General features: G+C 64.8%; 23 protein-coding genes. 7 read left to right on the forward strand and 16 right to left on the reverse strand.

From position 1 onward, the window contains the following. The first annotated feature begins 40 nt into the window (after positions 1-40). Positions 41-571, forward strand: a complete 531-nt coding sequence (gene ppa, locus BG023_RS00700; protein ID WP_069308743.1) for an inorganic diphosphatase — start codon at positions 41-43, stop codon at positions 569-571. Positions 572-806: 235 nt separating this feature from the next. On the opposite strand, the gene BG023_RS00705 is transcribed toward ppa, so the two are convergent. Next, positions 807-1,184 (reverse strand): hypothetical protein, encoded by a 378-nt coding sequence (locus BG023_RS00705; protein ID WP_069311040.1) that lies wholly within the window; start codon positions 1,182-1,184, stop codon positions 807-809. Between the two features lie 250 nt (positions 1,185-1,434). On the opposite strand from BG023_RS00705, the gene lptB reads away from it, so the two are divergent. The 3 genes from lptB (at position 1,435) to ctrA (ending at position 4,592) form a co-directional block, all read left to right on the forward strand. Then, complete coding sequence (lptB, locus tag BG023_RS00710; RefSeq protein ID WP_069308744.1) at positions 1,435-2,214, forward strand: LPS export ABC transporter ATP-binding protein; 780 nt, start codon at positions 1,435-1,437, stop codon at positions 2,212-2,214. A gap of 11 nt (positions 2,215-2,225) precedes the next feature. Further along, entirely contained in the window at positions 2,226-3,722 is a 1,497-nt protein-coding gene (gene rpoN / locus BG023_RS00715; RefSeq protein ID WP_069308745.1) for an RNA polymerase factor sigma-54, read from the forward strand. A 174-nt stretch (positions 3,723-3,896) separates the two neighbouring features. Further along, a complete protein-coding gene (ctrA, locus tag BG023_RS00720; protein WP_069308746.1) occupies positions 3,897-4,592 on the forward strand; it encodes a response regulator transcription factor CtrA in 696 nt (231 codons plus the stop codon). 83 nt (positions 4,593-4,675) lie between these two features. Here ctrA and BG023_RS14310 read toward each other — a convergent pair whose 3' ends face one another. Then, positions 4,676-5,488 (reverse strand): helix-turn-helix domain-containing protein, encoded by an 813-nt coding sequence (locus BG023_RS14310; RefSeq protein ID WP_083234457.1) that lies wholly within the window; start codon positions 5,486-5,488, stop codon positions 4,676-4,678. Between the two features lie 84 nt (positions 5,489-5,572). Between BG023_RS14310 and trmB the strand changes: the two genes are divergently transcribed. Continuing rightward, positions 5,573-6,274 (forward strand): tRNA (guanine(46)-N(7))-methyltransferase TrmB, encoded by a 702-nt coding sequence (gene trmB, locus BG023_RS00730; RefSeq protein WP_069308747.1) that lies wholly within the window; start codon positions 5,573-5,575, stop codon positions 6,272-6,274. Positions 6,275-6,331: 57 nt separating this feature from the next. Here the strand turns inward: trmB and BG023_RS00735 are convergent, their stop codons facing one another. Together BG023_RS00735 and BG023_RS00740 are read right to left on the reverse strand one after the other, a co-directional pair. Further along, entirely contained in the window at positions 6,332-6,730 is a 399-nt protein-coding gene (locus tag BG023_RS00735) for a hypothetical protein (protein ID WP_069308748.1), read from the reverse strand. Beyond that, entirely contained in the window at positions 6,727-8,988 is a 2,262-nt protein-coding gene (locus BG023_RS00740; protein WP_069308749.1) for an NADP-dependent malic enzyme, read from the reverse strand. Before BG023_RS00740 ends, BG023_RS00735 begins: the two co-directional genes overlap by 4 nt. 152 nt (positions 8,989-9,140) lie before the next feature. Here BG023_RS00740 and mutS point away from each other — a divergent pair, with 152 nt between their 5' ends. Beyond that, positions 9,141-11,807, forward strand: coding sequence for a DNA mismatch repair protein MutS (gene mutS, locus BG023_RS00745; RefSeq protein ID WP_069308750.1), 2,667 nt, complete (start codon positions 9,141-9,143; stop codon positions 11,805-11,807). Positions 11,808-11,810: 3 nt separating this feature from the next. Here the strand turns inward: mutS and BG023_RS00750 are convergent, their stop codons facing one another. The 4 genes from BG023_RS00750 to gluQRS form a co-directional block, all read right to left on the reverse strand. Then, the gene (locus BG023_RS00750; RefSeq protein WP_069308751.1) at positions 11,811-12,680 is read right to left on the reverse strand and encodes a 3-hydroxyacyl-CoA dehydrogenase NAD-binding domain-containing protein; all 870 of its coding nucleotides are present in this window, start codon (positions 12,678-12,680) and stop codon (positions 11,811-11,813) included. Between the two features lie 62 nt (positions 12,681-12,742). Then, positions 12,743-13,318: a cob(I)yrinic acid a,c-diamide adenosyltransferase gene (locus tag BG023_RS00755; RefSeq protein ID WP_069308752.1), complete on the reverse strand. Its 576-nt coding sequence runs from the start codon at positions 13,316-13,318 to the stop codon at positions 12,743-12,745. A 5-nt stretch (positions 13,319-13,323) separates the two neighbouring features. After that, positions 13,324-13,554 (reverse strand): hypothetical protein, encoded by a 231-nt coding sequence (locus BG023_RS00760; protein WP_069308753.1) that lies wholly within the window; start codon positions 13,552-13,554, stop codon positions 13,324-13,326. A 24-nt stretch (positions 13,555-13,578) separates the two neighbouring features. Next, a complete protein-coding gene (gluQRS, locus tag BG023_RS00765; RefSeq protein WP_069311042.1) occupies positions 13,579-14,409 on the reverse strand; it encodes a tRNA glutamyl-Q(34) synthetase GluQRS in 831 nt (276 codons plus the stop codon). 144 nt (positions 14,410-14,553) lie between these two features. Here gluQRS and BG023_RS00770 point away from each other — a divergent pair, with 144 nt between their 5' ends. Further along, entirely contained in the window at positions 14,554-15,162 is a 609-nt protein-coding gene (locus BG023_RS00770) for an HNH endonuclease (protein WP_069308754.1), read from the forward strand. 12 nt (positions 15,163-15,174) lie between these two features. Here BG023_RS00770 and BG023_RS00775 read toward each other — a convergent pair whose 3' ends face one another. The 8 genes from BG023_RS00775 to dksA form a co-directional block, all read right to left on the reverse strand. Further along, complete coding sequence (locus BG023_RS00775) at positions 15,175-15,756, reverse strand: twin-arginine translocation pathway signal protein (RefSeq protein ID WP_069311043.1); 582 nt, start codon at positions 15,754-15,756, stop codon at positions 15,175-15,177. Positions 15,757-15,803: 47 nt separating this feature from the next. Then, the gene (gene kynU / locus BG023_RS00780; protein WP_069308755.1) at positions 15,804-17,039 is read right to left on the reverse strand and encodes a kynureninase; all 1,236 of its coding nucleotides are present in this window, start codon (positions 17,037-17,039) and stop codon (positions 15,804-15,806) included. Continuing rightward, positions 17,036-17,674, reverse strand: a complete 639-nt coding sequence (kynB, locus tag BG023_RS00785; protein ID WP_069308756.1) for an arylformamidase — start codon at positions 17,672-17,674, stop codon at positions 17,036-17,038. Before kynB ends, kynU begins: the two co-directional genes overlap by 4 nt. Beyond that, positions 17,671-18,462 (reverse strand): tryptophan 2,3-dioxygenase, encoded by a 792-nt coding sequence (locus BG023_RS00790; protein ID WP_069308757.1) that lies wholly within the window; start codon positions 18,460-18,462, stop codon positions 17,671-17,673. Before BG023_RS00790 ends, kynB begins: the two co-directional genes overlap by 4 nt. A 39-nt stretch (positions 18,463-18,501) precedes the next feature. After that, on the reverse strand, positions 18,502-18,927 hold the full coding sequence (locus BG023_RS00795; RefSeq protein ID WP_233993037.1) for a DUF4112 domain-containing protein: 426 nt from the start codon (positions 18,925-18,927) through the stop codon (positions 18,502-18,504). 11 nt (positions 18,928-18,938) lie between these two features. After that, positions 18,939-20,402 (reverse strand): ABC transporter substrate-binding protein, encoded by a 1,464-nt coding sequence (locus tag BG023_RS00800; protein WP_069308758.1) that lies wholly within the window; start codon positions 20,400-20,402, stop codon positions 18,939-18,941. Between the two features lie 93 nt (positions 20,403-20,495). Further along, on the reverse strand, positions 20,496-20,873 hold the full coding sequence (locus BG023_RS00805) for a PilZ domain-containing protein (protein ID WP_069308759.1): 378 nt from the start codon (positions 20,871-20,873) through the stop codon (positions 20,496-20,498). A 185-nt stretch (positions 20,874-21,058) separates the two neighbouring features. Then, complete coding sequence (gene dksA, locus BG023_RS00810) at positions 21,059-21,517, reverse strand: RNA polymerase-binding protein DksA (RefSeq protein ID WP_069308760.1); 459 nt, start codon at positions 21,515-21,517, stop codon at positions 21,059-21,061. Between the last annotated feature and the right edge of the window lie 151 nt (positions 21,518-21,668).

The following is a 21,668-nucleotide window of genomic DNA, read 5'->3' on the forward strand; positions in this document are numbered from 1 at the left end:
GCGTTACCTCTCTCAAACGCAAGCCATAAAGAGACCAACCATGCGCATCGACAAGATCCCCACCGGCGTGAACCCGCCCGACGATCTCAACGTGATCATCGAAGTGCCGACCGGCGGCGAACCGGTGAAGTACGAATTCGACAAGGAAAGCGGCGCGTTGTTCGTCGACCGCATCCTGCACACCCCGATGCGCTATCCGGCCAATTACGGCTTCGTGCCGCACACCCTGTCGCCAGACGGCGATCCGCTCGATGCGCTGGTGATCTCGCGTTCGCCCTTCATCCCGGGCTGCGTGGTGCGTGCGCGCCCGATCGGCGTGCTCAACCTTGAAGACGAGCAGGGCGGCGATGAAAAGCTGGTCTGCGTGCCGGTGAACGAGACCTTCCCCTATTACGCCGAAGTGATCGAGACCAGCGACCTGCCTGACATCATCTGCCAGCAGATCGAGCACTTCTTCACCCACTACAAGGATCTGGAAGCCGAAAAGTGGGTGCGCGTGGGCAAGTGGGGCGATGCCGCCGAAGCGCGCAAGATTACGATCGAAGCGATCGAGCGCTATAAGGAGTCCTGATCGCGCAGCCGCCTCCGCAGCTGCGTCCTCGGTACTGTTCTCGTGGCTTGCGCCACGCGGCACCTGCGGCTCGCTCCGTGCGCTCGCGGTCGCTTGCGCGCCCGACGTAAGCACCCGTTACAGGCTTAGCGCTGATTTCGGTCGCGTAGCGACCGCAAGCCCGAACGGGCGCCCGCAGCGATGCGGCCTTCAGGCCGTATGAGCGAGGATTTGCATCGCGCAGGCGATGCGGGACTCAAAAAACGCTGAGCAAAGCCTTGAAGATCAAGGTCAGCCCGAAGGGCAGGCCGATCACCATCGCCCACAGCGCAGTGATGTCGCGGCGAAACTCCGGTGCGAAGGCGGGATCGGCAGCCTGAGCATCATCAAGACCGGCCCAGCGCTTTTCGTACCAGCGACAAACCGGGATGATCCCTGCGACAAGCACGACCAGCGCCAGATAGGGCAGAAGGCCCGATGTGCCTTCGGACAGCGCTTTGACAGTCACGAAAATCTGCAAGGCCGTGTAGGCGAGCAGCCCGTATGCGACGTGATCGCTCATCGACCGGCGCCAGTCGCGCGGCTTGGCGGTGGCTATTGCGCGGCTGCCGCGCCCCTCGGTGATTTTCCCCATGATGCCGCTCCCCAACGGTCAGATGTGCGGGGTACACTATCGCAAAGGCGTCACGGAGTTGCAATAAGTCTTGCAAACTCGTGCGCGTGTTGCACTGCGCGCAATCCAGCTGATGCAAGTGCAGCAGATTCCACGCGCTTTATTTGCGGAGGCCCAGAGCTGGCGCACCAATCAGCGCACTAAGCAAAAATCCTGCCAAACGCGCTGGAGGTCTTTCCTGCAGCATCAGGACTGCTAAAGACATTTGCGCATGAGCACTTCGACACTCTCTTCCGCGCCCGCTGATGTGGCATCGCCCGAACCGCTGGGCAGCGGTCTGGAAGTCATTTCGATCGCCAAGAGCTACGACAAGCGCGCGGTGCTGACCGATATCTCGCTGACGGTAGCGAAGGGCGAAGTGCTTGGCCTGCTCGGCCCTAACGGGGCAGGCAAGACCACCTGCTTCTATTCGATCATGGGCTTGGTGAAGCCGGATTCGGGCCGCATCCTGATGGACGGCGAGGATGTCACCAAGCTGCCGATGTATCGCCGCGCGATCCTCGGCCTCGGTTACCTGCCGCAGGAGACCAGCATCTTCCGCGGCATGACGGTCGAGCAGAACATCAACTGCGTGCTCGAGCTGGTCGAACCCGATCCTGCGACCCGCGCAGCCGAACTGGAGCGCCTGCTCGGCGAATTCGGTCTGACCCGACTGCGCGAATCGCCGGCGATGGCGTTGTCGGGCGGCGAGCGGCGTCGCTGCGAGATTGCCCGCGCGCTGGCGGCCAAGCCGTCGATCATGCTGCTCGACGAACCCTTCGCGGGCATCGATCCGCTCTCGATCAGCGACATCCGCGATCTGGTGAAGGATCTGAAGCAGCGCGGCATCGGCGTGCTGATCACCGATCACAACGTGCGCGAAACACTCGACATCGTCGACCGCGCCTGCATCATCTATGGCGGGCAGGTGCTGTTTGCCGGCTCCCCGCAGGAACTGGTCGCCGACGAGAACGTCCGGCGGCTCTATCTCGGCGAGAGCTTCACGCTCTAGCGCGAACAGGCATGGCGCTCGGCCCCCGCCTCGATATCCGGCAAACGCAATCGCTGGTAATGACGCCGCAATTGCAGCAGGCGATCAAGTTGCTGGCGGCCTCCAACCTCGAGATCGAAACCTTCATTGCCGAGGCGATGGAAGCCAACCCGCTGCTCGACACCGGCGGGCCTGCCGATCCGGGCGAGCCAGAACGCATCGAGATTGCCGCCCCGGCGGGGGAAGATGCCACCGCCGACCAGTTGATGCTGGCAGGCGGGGGTGAGGGCGATGCGCCGCTCGATCTCGGCGCGGTCGATCGCGATTTCGATACCGGGGACGGCGAAGGCCCCTCGATGCGCGACGCCGAATGGGGTGCAGCGAGCGGCTCGGTTGGCGATTTCGACGACATGCCCGACTGGGAGCAGCTGCGCGCCGCCGAAGTCACCCTCGCCGAGCATCTCGAAGGCCAGATCGGCGCAGCTGCCAGCGACGCACAGACAGCCTTCATCGCACGCCACATCATCGGGCTGCTCGACGAGGCGGGCTACCTTACCGTGCCGCTGCAAGAGGTGGCGGACGAGCTCCGGGTCGATATTTTCGATGCCAAGGCGGGCTTGAGACTGGTGCAATCGCTCGACCCTTCGGGCGTCGGTGCGCGCAATCTGGCCGAGTGCATCGCCATCCAGGCGCGCGAGGCGGATCGTTACGACCCCTGCATGAAGGCTTTGATCGACAATCTCGATCTGGTCGCGCGCGGCGAGGTCGAGCGTCTCAAGCGCTTGTGCCGGGTGGATGACGAGGATTTCGCCGACATGCTGCGCGAGCTGCGCAGCTACAATCCTCGCCCCGGCCTCGCCTTCGCACCCGCCGAGACGGGCACGGTGGTGCCCGACATTCTGCTTACCGCCAATGCCGGTGGTGGCTGGGATCTCGCAATCAACGAGGACACCCTGCCCAAGCTGATCGTCAACCGCGGCTACTATCTGGAACTGAATTCAGGGGCGACCAACAAGGAATCGCAGAGCTGGCTCAAGGAAAAGCTGGCCGATGCACACTGGCTGATCCGTGCCCTCGACCAGCGGCAGAAGACGATCCTCAAGACCGCCGCCGAGATCGTGAAGCAGCAGGACGGATTCTTCCGCCGCGGCGTATCCGAGCTGCGCCCGCTGACATTGCGCGAAGTGGCCGAGCAGATCGGGATGCACGAAAGCACGGTCAGCCGGGTGACGAGCAACAAGTACCTCGCCTGCGCGCGCGGGACGTTCGAACTGAAGTACTTCTTCACCAGCGGCGTTGCCTCCGCCGACGGCGAGGGCGCATCCTCGGCGGCGATCAAGGCCCGGATCAAGGCGCTGATTGATGCCGAAACAGTGAAGAATATCCTGTCTGACCAGCAGCTTGCCGAAATGCTCCAGAAGGAAGGTTTCGACCTCGCTCGGCGTACGGTGGCCAAGTACCGCGAAGCCATCGGCCTCGGCTCCAGCGCCGAGCGGCGGCGCGCGAAGAAGCTCGCGGGAGCCTCCTAGAAACCTTTTAGAGCAGCCAGCGAACCCTCTTTCGGAGTGTGACTCGAAAGACTCACTCCAAAAAGTTAACGCGCTAAACTTCTTATTAACCTTTTTTGGTGAGAAGTGGCGTGGTTAACAGACGGCAATCTCTCCTAAGCGGGGGTTACCGAAGGGCAAGACAGGGGACCAGCGATGCGTGTGCTGCTGATCGAAGACGAACCGACGACCGCCAAGGCGATTGAGCTGATGCTCACGACCGAAGGCTTCAATGTCTATTCGACCGACCTGGGCGAAGAGGGCTTGGACCTGGGCAAGCTGTATGATTACGACATCATCCTGCTCGACCTGAACCTGCCCGATATGCATGGTTACGACGTGCTCAAGAAGCTGCGCGTCGCCAAGGTGCAGACCCCGGTGCTGATCCTTTCGGGCATCAGCGAAATGGATTCGAAGATCCGCAGCTTCGGCTTCGGCGCTGACGATTACGTCACCAAGCCGTTCCATCGCGAAGAACTGGTCGCCCGCATCTATGCCGTGGTGCGCCGTTCGAAGGGCCATTCGCAGTCGGTCATCCGCACCGGCAAGCTCGCCGTCAACCTCGACGCCAAGACCGTCGAAGTCGATGGTGCCCGCGTGCACCTGACCGGCAAGGAATACGCGATGCTCGAGCTGCTTTCGCTCCGCAAGGGCACCACGCTCACCAAGGAAATGTTCCTCAACCACCTCTATGGCGGGATGGACGAGCCGGAACTCAAGATCATCGACGTGTTCATCTGCAAGCTGCGCAAGAAGCTCTCGCTGGCCTGCGGCGGGGACAACTACATTGAAACCGTGTGGGGCCGCGGCTACGTGCTGCGCGACGCGGACGAGGATGCCGTTGCTGCCTAACTGATTGCGGGGACGCGGGCCTGACCCCGTGCCTTGAACATTCCGAACGCCCGGAGCCTCGATGGTTCCGGGCGTTCTGCATTTCAGCCCACCCGGTTAAAGGTCGTCGTCACGATGGGCGGCATTCCTTCGGCGGCCCAGACGATCGTTTCCGTCATCGTCTTCTTGTCCTTCGCGACCGTGTAGACGCGGGTCGAGACCCTTTTGCCGTCCTTGCCCAGTGTCATCACCAGCGTGCCGGGTTCGGGCTGGCGCAGAGAGACGGAATCGATCTCCGCCATCGAACCGCCCACCGGCACCGCCACCCCGTCGAGCGCCGCGGTCGATTCCGCCTTGATCATCGCGCCGTCGCGGTTTTCGATGATGACCAGCGTATGCCACTGCCCATTGGCTTCCGGCGTGAAGGTGATCGTGACCGCAGCGGGCCGCTGGTCTTCGGGGAGCTTCCCGACATCCAGCGACCAGCGCCCGGCGAGGGGCGATTTGGCCGCACGGGCGACCGCGACCGGAGCGGCGGGGCGCTCTTGCTCGTTGGCGTTTGTTACCAGCAGCCCTGCAGCTGCGAGCGGGATTGCAATCAGCATCATCATCCGTCCTTTCGACCAGCGGCCGCGCTTTTGTGGCGGCCCCTGCCGGGTCTCGGACGATGATGCGGCGTCTGATAGATCAGATTTCCTGTCCCAGATTTTCTGTTCCGCAAGCAGCCGTGCCAGCTCGCGGCTGCTGCCCACGCCGGTCTTGCGCCGCGCGTCGCGCAGACGCTCGTTGATCGAGGCCTCCGAACGGCCGAGCCCCGCCGCGATAGACTTCACCGTGTGCCCTTCCGCGAGCAGGCGGAGGGCCTCGAGCTCCCTTTCGGTCAGCGCGGCGGACGAGACAGGTGACGGCGATGTCATGCGCGTGAATCACCACAGCCTGCGCGCCCGCGTCCAGCACGATTTTCTTGTGCCGCGCTGGCCCGCGTGCCAAGCGCCCTGGCCATGACGGCATTCAAGGAAGGCGATCCGACCACCATCGCGCGGCTTTACGGCCGGAGCGTCGGCAAGAAGTTGCGCAAGTATCAGCAGGGGCTGGTCGATAATCTCCTGCCCCAGATCAGCGTGCCCACTGAAGGCCCGGTGACGAGCGAGGGGCTGTTCGGCGATGCTCGCCCTCTGCATTTCGAGATCGGCTTCGGTGGGGGCGAGCATCTTGCCTATCGTGCAGACCTGCTACCCGATCACGGCTTCATTGGGGCCGAGCCTTTCGTCAATGGCGTGGCGCAGGCGCTCACCCACATTGCCGACCAGCGGCTCGCCAATGTCCGGCTGCATCATGGCGATGCTTTGGAGGTGCTCCAGCGTATTCCGGATGGCGCACTGACGATGCTCTATCTGCTCCACCCAGACCCGTGGCCCAAGGCGCGCCATGCCAAGCGTCGGATGATGAACGATGGGCCGGTTCGGCTGTTCGCGCAGAAGATGAAGCCCGGCGGCGAATTCCGCTTCGGCACCGACCATGCGGTCTACCTGCGCCATGCCCTGATGGTGATGCAGCGCCATACCGACCTGTTCGAATGGGTGGTCGAGAAGCCCGCCGACTGGCAGGTGCGCCCCTCCGGCTGGCCCGAGACCCGCTACGAGCACAAGGCCCGCACGGTATATGGCCACGAGGTGTGGTATTTCAGGTTCCGACGCCGCTAGGCGATGTTCCACGTGGAACATCGAGCAAGCGCGACCTAAGCCGGGTCTAATGGGGGTCTAGGCGGGTCTGACCCCGCGCACCCGCCACCACGGCATCAGCGCGAACACGATTTGCCCCGTCAGCCCGACCGCCGCGTGCGGCTGGCCGAAATCGGCGAGCCACTGGCCGACCGTCAGCCCCATCATCCCTACGCCCAGCGCGTATTCCGCCGCCATCAGCAGCACAAAGGCGAGGAGCCCGACAGCCAGCGCCTCGCCGCCACCCGCAATTTCGAAGCGCCGCAACAGCCAGCCGCTCGCCAGCCAGCTCGCGCCCAGCATCACCGGCAGTTCGATGAGGGTAGCGGGCAGCATACCCACCTGCGGCGCAAGCCACAGCACCCTGATGGTTCCCAGCACAAACCCCAGCGCGAAGACCACCGCCCAATAGGCAATGGCAGCGCGCAGGATTGTCACCCCACGACCCCCGCGCCGGCCAGCACCGCAAGCGTAAGCACATCGGGCACCGCCGCTGTCATCGGCACGATCTGCACCGGCTTTTCCATGCCGATCAGCATCGGACCGATAGTCGCGTTGCTGCCGAGTTCGCGCAGCAGCTTTGCCGAGAGGTTGGCTGATTGCAGTCCCGGCATGATCAGCACATTGGCCGGGCCGGATAGGCGGCTGAACGGATAGAGCGCCATGACCTTGGGATTGAGCGCAGCATCGGGCGCCATTTCGCCTTCATATTCGAAGCCCGGATCCTCGCGGTCGAGGATCGCCACCGCCTCGCGGATACTGCCAAGCCACTGGCCCGACGGATTGCCGAAGGTCGAATAGGACAGGAACGCCACCCGCGGTTCATGCCCCATGCGCCGCGCGACCGCAGCGGTTTCCTTGGCGATGTGAGCCAGCGCCTCGGCATCGGGCCGTTCGTTGATGGTGGTATCGGCGAGGAACGTCGTATGGTTCTTGCCGATCATCATGTGGATGCCGAACGGCAGCGCGCCTTCCTTGGGATCGAGCACCAGGTTCACCTCGCGCACGGTCTGCGCGAAGGTGCGGGTCATGCCGGTGATCATGCCATCACCGTGGCCGAGCGCGACCAGCAGCGAGGCGAAGACGTTGCGGTCCTGATTGACCATGCGCCGCACATCGCGCTCGGTGAACCCGCGCCGCTGGAGCCGCTTGTAAAGGTAGCTCACCATGGCCGGCACGTGTTCGCTGTCAGCCGAGTTCTGGATCTCGAAGCTGCCTGGGTCACCCACCGAAAGCTGGTGCAGCTTGTCGAGCACCGCCTTGGTGCGGCCGACCAGAATGGGTGTGCCATAGCCGAAATCGCGGAACTGGATCGCGGCGCGCAGCACCACTTCTTCCTCGGCCTCGGCGAACACCATCCGCTTGGGATTGGCCTGCGCCACTTCGTAGACCCCGCTCAGCACCGAAGTGGTCGGGTTGAGGCGCGAACGCAGCTGGAGCCGGTAGGCATCGAAATCCTCGATGCGCGCGCGCGCCACGCCCGAATCCATCGCAGCCTTGGCAACGGCCGAGGAAACGACCTCGATCAGGCGCGGATCGAAGGGGGCAGGGATGATGTAATTGGTGCCGAACTTGTGATTCTTGCCATAGGCGCTGGCGACTTCCTCGGGCACCTGCTGGCGCGCCAGCTCGGCGATCGCCTGCGCTGCGGCAATCTTCATTTCCTCGTTGATGGTCGTCGCCTGCACATCCAGCGCGCCGCGGAAGATGAAGGGGAAGCCCAGCACGTTGTTGACCTGGTTGGGGAAATCGCTGCGCCCGGTGGCGATGATCGCATCGGGGCGAACGGCCTTGGCTTCGTCAGGCATGATTTCCGGCACCGGGTTGGCCATCGCGAAGATGATCGGCTTGTTCGCCATCTTGCGAACCCATTCGGGCTTCAGCGCGCCCGCCGCAGACAGGCCGAGGAAGATGTCCGCACCCACCAGCGCTTCTTCAAGGCTGCGCGCCTCGGTCGGCACGGCGTGCGCGCTCTTCCACTGGTCCACATCCGCGCGGCCCGGATAGATCGGGCCGGTACGATCGCACACGATCACGTTTTCGTGCCGCACGCCCATCGCCTTGATCAGAGCAGTGCACGCCAGCGCGGATGCCCCCGCGCCGTTCACCACCATGCGAACATCCTTGAGGTCGCGTCCGGTCAGGTGGCAGGCGTTGATCAGACCGGCCGCCGCGATGATCGCGGTGCCGTGCTGGTCATCATGCATCACCGGGATCTTCATGCGTTCGCGAAGAGCCTGCTCGATGATGAAGCACTCGGGCGCCTTGATGTCTTCGAGATTGATGCCGCCGAAGGTCGGCTCCATCAGGGCAACAGCGTTGATGAAGGCTTCGGGATCCTCGGTCGCCAGCTCGATATCGATCGAATCCACGTCGGCGAAGCGCTTGAACAGCACCGCCTTGCCTTCCATCACCGGCTTGGACGCAAGCGCGCCAAGATTGCCGAGGCCGAGGATCGCGGTGCCGTTGGAAATCACCGCAACCAGATTGCCCTTGGCGGTATAGCGCGCCGCAAGCGCGGGGTCCGCAGCGATCGCTTCAACCGGAGCCGCCACACCGGGCGAATAGGCCAGGCTGAGATCGCGCTGCGAGGTCATCGGCTTGGTGGCGACGATCTCCAGTTTCCCCGGGCGGATCGTCTCGTGATAGAACAGCGCCTCACGCGTGGTGAAGCCGCCCTTGTTCTCTTCGGCCATGTTGCCTGAACCCTTCTTGCTGCGCTTAGCGAAAATCGCCCACCGCTTAGCGAGGTGCGCGCGGCTGCGATAGGGCGGAAATAACGCAACTTCGGGGAAAGCCGTAAGGGCAGACATTCCGAATCGCTGCTGGCGTGGCTAGGCCCTTCCCCATGGCCGCCCGCGACGACTCCCAGACCTCCGGCAAGCCCACCCCGATGATGGCGCAATACCTCGCGTTGCGCGAGGAAGCGGGCGATGCGCTGCTGTTCTACCGGATGGGCGATTTCTTCGAACTGTTCTTCGAGGATGCCAAGCGCGCCGCTGCAATCCTCGATATCGCGCTGACGACCCGCGGCGAGCATGGCGGCGAACCGATCCCGATGTGCGGCGTGCCGGTGCATTCGGCGGAAGGCTATCTGGCGCGGCTGATCAAGGCCGGGTGCCGGGTGGCGATCGCCGAACAGGTCGAAACGCCAGACGAGGCCAAGGCGCGGGCCAAGCGCGAAGGCACGCCTTCCTCCAAGGCGCTGGTCGGCCGAGCGATTGTGCGCCTGGTCACGGCGGGAACGCTGACGGAAGAGGCGCTGCTTGAACCGCGCCGCGCCAATGTGCTGGCGGCGCTCGCAGAGCTGCGCGGGGTCATCGGGATTGCCGCCTGTGATGTTTCAACCGGGGCGATGGTGCTCGAGGAATGCACACCGGACCGCCTCGGCGCAGCGTTGGCGCGGCTGTCGCCGAGCGAAGTCGTGGTTCCCGAGGATTGGGACGCCGAAAGGTTCGGGGGGCCTGATGACGTGATCTGGCGCCCCCGCAGCACCTTCGCCAGCGATGCCGGAATCGAACGATTGAAGGCGCTCCACGGCGTTGCGACGCTGGATGCCTTTGGCGAATTCAGCCGCGCCATGCTCGCCGCCGCCGGGGGGCTGATCGCCTATCTCGACCATGTCGGGCGCGGCAGCCTGCCCTTGCTGCTGCCGCCGGTGCTGCGCTCGGCAGAAGCGGGCATGGCGATGGACGAGGCGACCCGCGCGAGCCTCGAAATCCTCGAAAGCACCACCGGCGGACGGGCCGGCAGCCTGATCGGCGCGGTGGATCGCTGTGTGACTGGCGCAGGGTCGCGTCTGCTGGCCGAGGATCTTTCCGCACCTCTGCTCGATTGCGCCGCCATCGAGGCGCGGCTGGCGCTGGTGCAATTCTGGCGCGACCGCCCGATCGAACGCGCGCAATTGCGCGATATCCTGCGCGCCATCCCCGATCTCGGACGCGCGCTGGGCCGCGTGGTGGCGGGACGGGGGAGCCCGCGCGATCTCGGCCAGCTGCGCGACGGGCTCTCGCACGCCGCGCGGTTGCATCACTGGCTCAGTGGCGCGCCCGACCGGCCCGCCTTGCTCGATGATGCGCTAGCCCGGCTGACAGGGCACGGCGCACTGACCGATTGGCTCGAGCGCGCACTCGTGCCTTCGCCGCCGACCGAGCGATCAGGCGGTGGTTTCATCGCCGATGGCTACGACGCTGCGCTCGATGAACTGCGCGCCACATCGGGCGATGCGCGCCGCGCGATTGCCGCGATGGAAGCGCGCTATCGTGACGAGACCGGCATCGCCACGCTCAAGATCCGGCACAACGGCGTGCTGGGCTATTTCATCGAAGTCGGCGCGCGCCATGCCGATCGCCTGATGGCGGCCGAAAGCGGCTTCACCCACCGGCAGACAATGAAAGACGTTGTGCGCTTCAACTCGCTGAAGCTGCACGAAGAAGCCGCCCGTATTGCCGAGGCGGGCGGTCACGCGCTGGCAGCAGAAGAAGCCCATTTCGCCGAACTGGTGAGCGCCGTCGTCGCCGCACGCGAAGGGATCGCCGCGACCGCCGCCGCCCTTGCGCGGATCGACGTCGCCGCCGCCAATGCCGAACGCGCTGCGGAAAGCGATTGGTGTCGCCCGGACATCACCGAGGATGTTACGCTCGCGATCACCGGCGGACGGCATCCCGTGGTTGAGGCCGCGCTTGCCCGCACCGGCGAGCGCTTTGTCGCCAATGATTGTGCGCTCGGCACGGACAATCGGCTGTGGCTGATCGGCGGCCCGAACATGGGGGGCAAATCGACCTTCCTGCGGCAGAACGCGCTGATTGTGTTGATGGCGCAGGCAGGATGCTTCGTGCCAGCCGCCTCCGCGCGGATCGGCCTCGTCGACCGCCTGTTCAGCCGGGTTGGCGCGGCGGACAATCTTGCACGCGGGCGTTCCACCTTCATGGTCGAGATGGTCGAGACGGCCGCGATCCTCGCGCAGGCCACACCCCGCAGCTTCGTGATCCTCGATGAAGTCGGGCGCGGGACTTCGACCTATGATGGTCTGGCACTCGCCTGGGCGGTGGCCGAGGCGGTGCATTCGCAGATCGCCTGCCGCTGCCTGTTCGCGACGCACTATCACGAGCTGGCGCGGCTGGCCGACACCTGCGGGGCGCTGTCGCTCCACCATGTGCGCGCGCGCGAATGGCAGGGCGATCTGGTCCTGCTGCACGAACTTGCAGAAGGGCCGGCGGATCGGTCTTACGGCCTTGCCGTTGCACGGCTGGCGGGCGTTCCGGCGACGGTGGTCAACCGCGCCAAGGCGGTGCTCGAAAAGCTCGAGGCCACCCGGACAGCCACCGGGGGCATCGCCGCAGGGCTGGGCGACCTGCCGCTTTTTGCGGCAATGCGCGAAGAACCTGTAGCGCCCTCGCCCGAGCAGGAACTGGCCATCGCCCTTCGCGCAGCCGATCTTGATGCGCTGACCCCGCGCGAGGCGCTCGATTTGCTGTATGAATGGAAGCGCGCGCTGCCCGATACAAAGCGCTGAGACTTAGCGGGTCGGAACCGGCACTTCGCCCGTGTAATCGTAGAAGCCCCGGCCCGTCTTGCGGCCGAGCCAGCCGGCCTCGACATACTTCACCAGCAGCGGCGCCGGGCGATACTTGCTGTCGCGGGTGGTCTTGTAGAGCACCTTGATGATGTCGAGACAGGTGTCGAGCCCGACGAAATCGGCGAGCTGCAACGGCCCCATCGGGTGATTGAGGCCAAGCCGGCAACCCTTGTCGATATCCTCGATGCCGGCGGTCGCCTGACCAAGCACGAAGACCGCCTCGTTGATCATCGGCAGGAGGATGCGGTTGACGACAAAGCCGGGTTCATCCTGGCTCAACACCACTTCCTTGCCGAGACCCTTGGCGAAGGCGGTCACGCGGTCGGTGGTGTCCTTCGACGTCGCGAGGCCGGGGATGACCTCGATCAAGCCCATCACCGGCACCGGATTGAAGAAGTGCAGGCCGATGAACCGCGCCGGATCGGGCGAATGGTTGGCCATGCGGGTGATCGGGATCGACGAGGTGTTCGAGGCCATGATCGCATCGGCAGCCAGCACTTTGCCCGCGGCTTCGAAGATCGCGTTCTTGATCTCCTCGCGCTCGGTTGCGGCTTCGATGATCAGGTCGGCATCGGCCATCGGCGCGTAATCGGCAACCGGGGTGATCCTTGCGAGCAGGCTTTCGGCCTCGTGCGCCTCGATCTTGCCACGGCCCATCAGCTTTGCCAGCGCCTTCTCGATCGCGGTCTTGCCGGCCTCGGCACGGGCCAGATCGACGTCGGAGAGCAGAACGGTCATCCCGTGGGCCGCAACGGTCTGGGCAATCCCCGACCCCATCTGACCCGCCCCGATAACGGCGATCTTCCGCATGGCTTCAATCCTTCGCAAGTGCAGCAATGGCCCGCGCTGTTAGCGGCGGGAATGCGCAAAAGCTAGCGATTAGCGCCGGGGACCCACTTCACGTCGGCACGGCCATCGTCGTTCATGACGCGGGCAAGCACGAACAGCAGGTCGGACAGACGGTTGATATAGGCGAGCGCGGCCGGGTTGACCGGATCCTGCGCCGCCAGAGCGACCATCGCGCGTTCCGCCGCGCGGGTGGTGGCGCGAGCGACATGGACACGCGCGGCCGCCTCGCTCCCGCCGGGCAGCACGAAGCTGGTCAGCGGTTCGAGCCGTTCATTGAGCGCATCAATCTGCGCCTCGATCCATTCCGGCTGCGAGGACACGATCCGCAGCACCATCTCTGACGGGGAGAAATCCCCGTCGGCGGCGGGGGTCGCAAGATCCGCCCCGAGATCGAACATATCATTCTGCACCCGGGTGAGCAGAGCCTTGTGCGCTTCGTCGGCGATCGCGCAGACCGCCAGACCGATCGCGCTGTTGGCTTCATCGACCAGACCCATCGCCGCAATCCGCGCCGAATGCTTGGGGCAGCGCGAGCCATCGACGAGGCCCGTCGTGCCATCATCCCCGGTGCGGGTGTAAATCCGGTTGAGTTTGACCATTGCGCTCAGCGCGAGACGGCAAGCAGGATCGCCACCACGACAATGGCCAGCGCCTGATACTTGATCCGCGCGAACATCGCCTTGTTTTGGGCAAGCTGCATATCGGTGGCAGTTGTGCCTTCGCCGGTTTCGAGGTCGATCTTGGTCGTCTTCAGAAAGGCGACGATGCCCTTGATCAGCGAAAAGGCCACCAGTCCCATAAGGACGAGCAGGACGGGGATGAGGACATAGGTCATGATGCCTAAATGAACGCTTGGGCCTCAGGTTCCAAGTGACAAAAGTTGCACTCTGAGTTGTTCGGCGAGCATTCGTCCATCCTCGCCCGCCTCTCGCCGTTCGGCCAGCGCGGGCGAACCGCGGCGTTTGGCCAGTTTTTCGCCGCTCTCGTCCATGATCAGCGGATGGTGATACCAGCGCGGCACCGGCAGGCCGAGCAGGGCTTGCAAGGTGCGGTGGACATGGCTCGCCGCGAACAGATCGGCGCCGCGCGTGACCAGTGTGACCCCGTCGGCGGCGTCATCCAGGGTGACGGCAAGGTGATAGCTGGCAGGCAGATCCTTGCGCACCAGCACCACATCGCCAAGGCCCGAGAGGTCGACCGCCTGCGAACCGGCCAGTTCATCCTCCCACACCAGCGGCCCGGTCTCGGCTAGCGCCTTTTCCGCATCGAGCCGCCACGCCGCAGGCAGCGCCGGATCGGAGGCGATGCGCTTGCAGGTGCCGGGGTAGATCAGGCCATCGGACCCATCGATAGCGCCTGCTTCCTCGATCTGTTTGCGGGTGCAGGTGCAGGGGTAGAGGAGCACGCGCGCTTTCAGCGCTTCGGCAGCGGCGGCGTAGCTCGCCAGCCGGGTCGATTGCGCGGGAACGTCCTCCCATTCCAGTCCCAGCCATTCAAGATCGCGGCGGAATTCGTCGGCCAGCTCCGGCTGCGAGCGCGGCCCGTCGATATCCTCGATCCGCAGCAGGAACCGCCCCCCGCTCGCCTTTGCCAGATCGTGAGCGATGATCGCCGAGAGCGCATGGCCGAGATGCAGCCGCCCGTTGGGGCTCGGCGCGAAACGGGTCACGAAGGGCGCAGGGTCAACCATCGCCAGCGCCATGCCACACGACAGATTGTTTCGCTATCCACAGCCTCTCCACAGCCCGTCCCTGTGGATACCCACTCTGTCACGGCTTTGACTCTTTGGTTTGCCACGTCAGGATGCAGGTCAATCAGGGAGGAACGCAGAGCCGTGTTCAATGCCGAACTGATCGAGAAAGCAGCCCGGTTCCGCGGTGTCGATGAAGACCCGACCCGCAACCTTTCGGTTTGTCCGGCGCTGGTGCTCAACGCCGATTACACCCCGCTGTCCTACTACCCGCTCAGCCTGTGGCCATGGCAGACCGCGATCAAGGCGGTGTTCCTCGACCGGGTGGACATTGTCGCCAGCTATGACCGCGAGGTCCATTCGCCCAGCCTCGACATGAAAATCCCGAGCGTCATCGCGCTCCGGCAATATGTGAAGCAGAGCGAATTTCCCGCCTTCACCCGCTTCAACGTGTTCCTGCGGGATCGCTTCCAATGCCAGTACTGTGGCAGCCACGAGCATCTCACCTTCGACCACGTGATCCCGCGCCGCCTTGGCGGGCGCACCACGTGGGAGAACATCATCACCGCCTGCGCGCCGTGCAACATGAAGAAGGGCGGGCGCACGCCGAAGCAGGCGGGTATGCCGGTGCACCAGGCTCCGATCCGCCCGACCAGTTGGCAATTGCAGCAGGCGGGCAAGTTGTTCCCGCCCGGCTATCTGCACGAAACGTGGCGCGACTGGCTCTACTGGGATGTCGAGCTGGAGGCTTGAGGCCGCATTGGGTTACTTCGCGCCAAGCCGGTCCCATGTCTCCCACGGAATGGCTCGCCCGGGATAGGCGACATTGTTGAAGCGCCAATCTTTTGCGATCCAGGCTTTGGTCCAGGCATAGAGCTCGGCATCGAAGCCAGCGTCGAACTCGGCTTTGGTCACCCATAGGCGCACCTCGGCATCGTAGCCCGGTACCGTGCCGGGATAGACATAGACACATCCGCGCTCGCGCGTGCCATCAGGGGTCAGCACCGCATAGGCAAAAGACTCCCGCCGCGCGAACCGGCCTTGCTCGGTGAGCATATCGGTCATCGCTTCGGCAGTGGTGATATCGGCGCGCGGCCAGCCCTTCGAGCGCGTGAAGGTCTGCTGGAGATGCTCGATCGAGGACATGTAAGCCGCGAAATCGATGTCGACCAAGGCGGGCCCCAGCGGGACCAGCTTGAAGCCCGGACCCTCGACAAGCGTGGGAACCTGAAAGTCTGCGGCAATGAAGGGGGCCGGCGGCACCGCCGTGCCGGGCTCCTGAGCAGCAATCGGCGTTGCGGTGAGCGCCGCTAGCGCCAATGCCGCCCCAATCACGCGTGCGATCATGCCCTGCCCTCCGTAAGTGCTCGGCCCGATGCGGCCTGCGGACGGCATTACGTCACCGCGGCCCGTTGGTTGAATTCGTCATTTCGCCACTCTCCGCTCGCCAGCACTTCGGCGATGTGGCGGGCAGCGGCGGCGATATCGGCAAAGCTCAGATAGGCGGGCGCAAAGCCCAGTCGCAGCACGTCGGGATCTCGGAAGTCCCCGATCACACCGCGCGCGATCAGGGCCTGACAGATCGCATAGGCGTGCGGATGGCGGAACGAGAGCTGGCTGCCCCGTGCGTTGCTGACCGGCGGGCTGACCAGTTCGAGCGCGACGTCATGCGCCATCAGGCTCTCCAGCAGAAACTCGGAGAGCGCCTGCGATTTGGCGTAGAGCCGCTCGGCCCCGATGCCCGCAATCAGATCGACACCGACTTCGAGCGCCGCCAGCCCGAGCACCGGCGAGGTGCCGCACAGCATCCGCTCGATCCCCGGCGCATCGGCGTAATCGTCCGAAAAGGCAAAGGGTGCCGCATGGCCAAACCAGCCGGTGAGCGGCTGTTCGAGCCGCGCATGATGGCGCTCTGCGACAAAGGCAAAGGCGGGTGCGCCCGGTCCGCCGCACAGGTATTTGTAGCCGCAGCCGACGGCGAAATCGGCTCCCACCGCGTTCAGATCGACGGGCACCGCTCCGGTCGAATGCGACAGATCCCACAGCACCAGCGCCCCCGCTGCATGCGCCGCGCGGGTCAGCGCGGCCATATCGTGCAACGCGCCAGTCTTGTAATGAACGTGGGTGAGCATCAGCAGCGCGACATCATCGCCGAGCGCCTCAACCAGCCTGTCGCGCGGGGCGAGCCGCCGCTCGGCAAGGCCCTGCCGCTCCAGCCCGGCTATCATGTAGAGATCGGTCGGGAAATTGCCGGGCTCGGACAGGATCACCTTTCGGCCGGGGCGCATCTGCAGCGCCGCCGCGATCAGCTTGAACAGGTTCACGCTGGTCGAATCGCAGGCAACAACCTCGTTCTGCGCGGCACCGATCAGCGGTGCAATTTTGCCCCCGACGCGGCTTGCCGCTGAGAACCATCCGGCCCCAAATTCACTGGCATTCCACGAGCGGATCAGCCCCTCGCCCCACTCCCGCTCAACCACACGCCGCATCACGTCAGGCGTGGCCTTGGGCAGTGCGCCGAGCGAGTTGCCATCAAGATAGATCACGTCGGCCGGCAGGGTGAAGCACTCGCGGTAGTGCGCCAACGGGTCGGCGGCATCGAATTCGGCGGCGCGCTGTTCGGGTGTCATGACAGCTCCCGCAGCACTGCGCGCACCGGCGAGGCATCCCCGCCGACGATGGGTAGCGGCAGAGCGATCAGCTCGTAACGGCCCGGCAGGACATCATCGAGAACCAGGCCTTCCAGCACCCGGATATCGTGACGCAGCACGGCCAGATGTGCGTCCATCATCTTGGAAGATTGCGGATCGATCGATGGGCCATCAAGCCCCACCAGCCGCACGCCTGCTGCCGCCAGCACATCGATGGTTGCCGGAGCAATGGCGGTGGTTTCATCCACCCATGCCTGATGCGGGAATGCCTCGAAGGTGCGGAACAGGACTCGCTCAACGCCGGCGAGATCGGGCAGGTGATCGGGCAGGATCAGCGGCCCTGCACCGCGCGCATCGACCACCAGACATTCGCCGAGATAGGGCGAAAGATCGACACTCGCGATATCGGGCGCGGCGGCGGCATAATGCAGCGGCGCGTCGGCATGGGCGCCCGAATGGGTCGACATGGTCAACGCCGACACGTTGACCGGCGAGCCGTCACCGATCTGCCACGTGCCGGCTTGCGCAAAGGCGGTATCGCCCGGCCACACCGGAAGGCCGCAATGCAGCGGCTGGGAGATATCCCAGATACGCCGCCGGATCGCAGCGCTCATATCGCCGTTCTCACGCTCAGCAGCTCAGGGAAAAAGGCCTGCTTCAGCACCCCTTCGAGATAGGGCACGCCCGGTGTCCCGCCCGTGCCGCGCTTGAACCCGATGACCCGTTCGACCGTCTTGAGATGGCCGAACCGCCAGCGCTGGAAGTGGTATTCCAGATCAACCAGCTTCTCGGCGAGTTCATAGAGATCCCAGTGGCTATGGGGATCGCGGTAAACCTCGGCCCATGCCGCCTCGACGCTGGCATTGTGGACATAGGCTGCGGCCGGATCACGCGTCAGCGCTGCGGAATCGACGGCTAACCCGCGCCGTGCCAGCAGCCGGATCGCGGCATCATAGAGGCTCGCCCGCCCGCACTCGGCCTCCAGCCGCTCAGCCCAGTCCTCGTTGCCGCGATGCAGCCGCACGTGCTTGCCATCGCGCCCGCCGAGCATGAATTCCATCATCCGGTATTGCGCCGACTGAAACCCGCTCGACGCACCGAGATGCGGTCGCACCGCCGAATAGTCGTGCGGCGTCATGGTGCTGAGAACGTCCCAGCTCTGGATGAGCTGCTGCTGCGCCCGCGCCACCCGCGCCAGCATTTTGAACGCGGGGCGCAGCGTGTCCGCTTCGATACATTCGCGCGCGGCGGTGAGTTCGTGCAGGCACAGCTTGAGCCAAAGCTCGCTCGCCTGGTGGACGATGATGAACAGCAGCTCGTCATGGGCTTCGGACGCAGGGTGCTGGGCCGCAAGAATGCGGTCGAGATCGAGATAGCTCGCGTAGGTGACGTTTTCGGCCATAATCCATGCGCTCCTAGCGCGTGGCTGCGGCCAAGGAAACTATCCCTCGATCACCCGCGCTTCGGGATGATGCTTGTCGATGTGCTTGAGGATGATCTTGAGGTTCTTGCTGTTCGAACGGAACACAAAGTCCGCAGCATCGCCCACCAGCGGGATCGCACCGATCGCGGTATCGAACAGGACATTCAGCCCCATACGCGCCTGCTGCCAGCGGGACATGCCCAGATTGCGCGCTTCCCACACGATGTAAGCGCCCAGCGCCGTCGTCACGACATCGCCAAGCACCGGAACCAACCCGATCAGCGCATCAAGTCCCACCGGCATGTTCACCCCGGGCAGCACGAAGCTGCGCTCGAGCAACTGCTCCAGCGCGGTAATCCGGGCGCGCACCGAGGCGGGATCGCGCCCGGTGGGCAAGGTCTGGATCATCGGGCGCGGCGCCTGCGGGCGACCATTGGTGTTCATCGTCATACAGCTTAGGTGGGAGGCTCAGACAGCGCGAACAAGGGGTGGAGCCCCCACTGGTTGGGCAGGTAATTGCGGATCGACCCGCGCACCAACGACCAGCGCACCGGCGCACCCAACGGAATGAAGGCCTCGCGCGCCATCAGGGCAGCATGGGCTTCAACCAGCAGCCGTTCGCGACGGGCGGCATCACGCTCTTCCAGAGACCGCCGCACGAGCGCATCGGCTTCGGACGAGCACAGGCTTGTCCGCAGGCTGCAGTTGAACTGGTTAAGGAACCAGCGCGGCGAGGCATAACGCGCGAGCGTATCGCGCAGCTCTAGATCGGCGCGCTCACCCGGCCGCGCGCGCACGACCCGCACCCCGATCGCGTTCCAGCTTTCGGTCAGCTGTTCGAACAGCAGGTCGCTGCCCGGCCCGCTCGGCAGCGCCACGCGGATCGTCGGCTCGCGCCCTGCCTGCGCCGACCATGCGCGCACCCGTGCTGCAGCAACTCGGCGCCGATCATCAAGCGAAGCGCCGCTCCAGCGGTCGTCGGAATAAGGCGCAGCGGCATAGATCTGCGGCGGCACGATCCAGCTCGTCGAACGCCAGCCGTTGAGCCCGAAGGGCTGGATCAGACCGGCGCGGTCAATCGCCATCGACAAAGCCTGACGCCGTAGCGGATCGGCAAGAAAGCCGCTGTCTGACCGGAACGCCAAACCGAACAGGCCGATCGCCGGATCAACCTGAATCGTCCCGCGCGACAGAGGACCAACTTCGGCGAGCGGGAAATCCGGCAGCGTGCCGTTGAGCACAAGATCGACATCGCCGCGAGAGAATGCCTCGGTCGCCTCGCCGGCCGGCAAGGCCCGCACTGCAATCGGGCGGGCAACATCTTCCCAGTCCTCCCGCGCGGGAAGTCCGCGGGCTTCCGGAGGGAGCGCCGTCAGCAGTGCAATCGGCCCGCGGTTCTTGCCGGAAAGCGCCATCGGCCCTGTGCCGCTCCCATTGCGGTCGAGCCCCAATTCCGGCTGGGCGAGCAATTGCAGGAAATCGGGCATCGGCGAGGACAGGCGGATCTCGATAACACGGCCGGTCATCGCGCGGATCTCGCGCACCTTGCCGAGATCGAGCCCGAGCGACGTGCCACGCACCCTTGCCAATGCCTCGCGCAGGAGCAGCCGGACTTCCGGAGCTGTGATTTCCTGACCGCCGGGCCAGGTGCTGTCGCGCAGGCGGAAGATGTAACTCTGGCCGTCTTCGGTCACGATCCAGCGTTCGGCAATCGCCGGGACGACCTGCCCCGCCTGATCGAGCGCCACAAGGCCTTCATGCGTTGCCGCGCGCAGGTGCTGCGCGGGCGGAGCCAGCCGCACGCCCTTTTGGTAGAGGCTGTCGGGCGCGCCGATGACAGCCACTTCGACCGGGCCGCCGCCCGACGGGCCGCAGGAAGCAACACTCAGCGCAGCAAGCAGGAAAAGCCAGAATCGCATCGCGATCCTGCCTAGCAGGTTGGAACGCCGCGGTCAGCGGGTGGCATCAATCGGCTGTGCAGTGGCGTGCAGAACGCCGGTCGGGATTGCTGGTCAGATCTTGCGCAGCTGCGAGGGCGCAACCGGAGCAGGCGCACGGTGCACCCACGAGCGGTCAACAAGGCCCAGGCCCGGATCTTCGTCGGCCTGCAACGGCCGCCGTGCCAGCTGGGAATCGATCTCTTCATCGAAGGCGACGCCGAAGCGATTGTCCTGGACCCACGCAACGGTACCGGCAATCAGGCCGACATTGCGCAGCTGGATGGCCAACCGGTGCCCGCGCATCACGCGCAGATTGCCCTCACCCATCATGCCCCCGTCCGAAAGATTTCGGACGCGCACCTTGTGGGTTTCAGAGTTCTGCTCGACTCGCACTTCAGCCAGCAGGAACAGGCTGTCACGCGAAACACTGCGTGTCTCAATACCTGTCATATTCGGACCGCCTCCCGCGCCACAAACCATATGTCGCGCCAGCCCGAACCATAGCGGCTCGCCCGGACGCGCGCCAATGTTCGTGCGCCGATTGCGGTTAACGGATGGTAAAAATCGGGCTCGCAGGGGGCACCGACCGTTAGCGCGTCCCAGCGCGGCACAGGTCGCGCCGCGCGGGTTAGCGATCAATCGTCGCGCGAGACCTTTTCACGGCGTTCATGGGCTTCCTGCGCCTCGACCGTCATGGTCGCTACAGGGCGCGCGATGAGGCGGCGCAGGCCGATCGGATCGCCGGTGACCTCGCAGTAGCCATATTCGCCCGAGTCGATCCGGCGCAGCGCCGAGTCGATTTTGGCGACCAGCTTGCGCTGGCGATCACGGGTGCGCAGTTCGATGCCCCAATCGGTCTCGCTCGAGGCGCGGTCGGTCAGATCGGCTTCGCGGATCGGGCCATCGGCGAGCGATTGCAGGGTCTGTCCGGCGGCGGAATGGATCGAGCGCTTCCATTCGATCAGCAGCATCCGGAAATAGGCCTGCTGGCGCTCGTTCATGTATTCCTCGTCCTCGCTCGGCACATAATCCGGCGCGAGCAGGCGCTTGGCCTTTTCGAGGACATCGATGTCGTCAGACGCGGAGGTTGGCATCAAGCTCTCTCATCCCGTGGCCCGCTGGGGAGACCTTCGCGTCCTGACGCCATGAATTTTTCCATTGGCTCACTTGGTCCCAGCAAGGTGAAGCAATGCGCGCCCTATAGGGAAGGCCCCCTAAGCGCACAAGCGGGTTTGGGAATGAGAT

The sequence above is a fragment of the Porphyrobacter sp. LM 6 genome (genome assembly GCF_001720465.1).
Taxonomy (GTDB): Bacteria; Pseudomonadota; Alphaproteobacteria; order Sphingomonadales; family Sphingomonadaceae; genus Erythrobacter.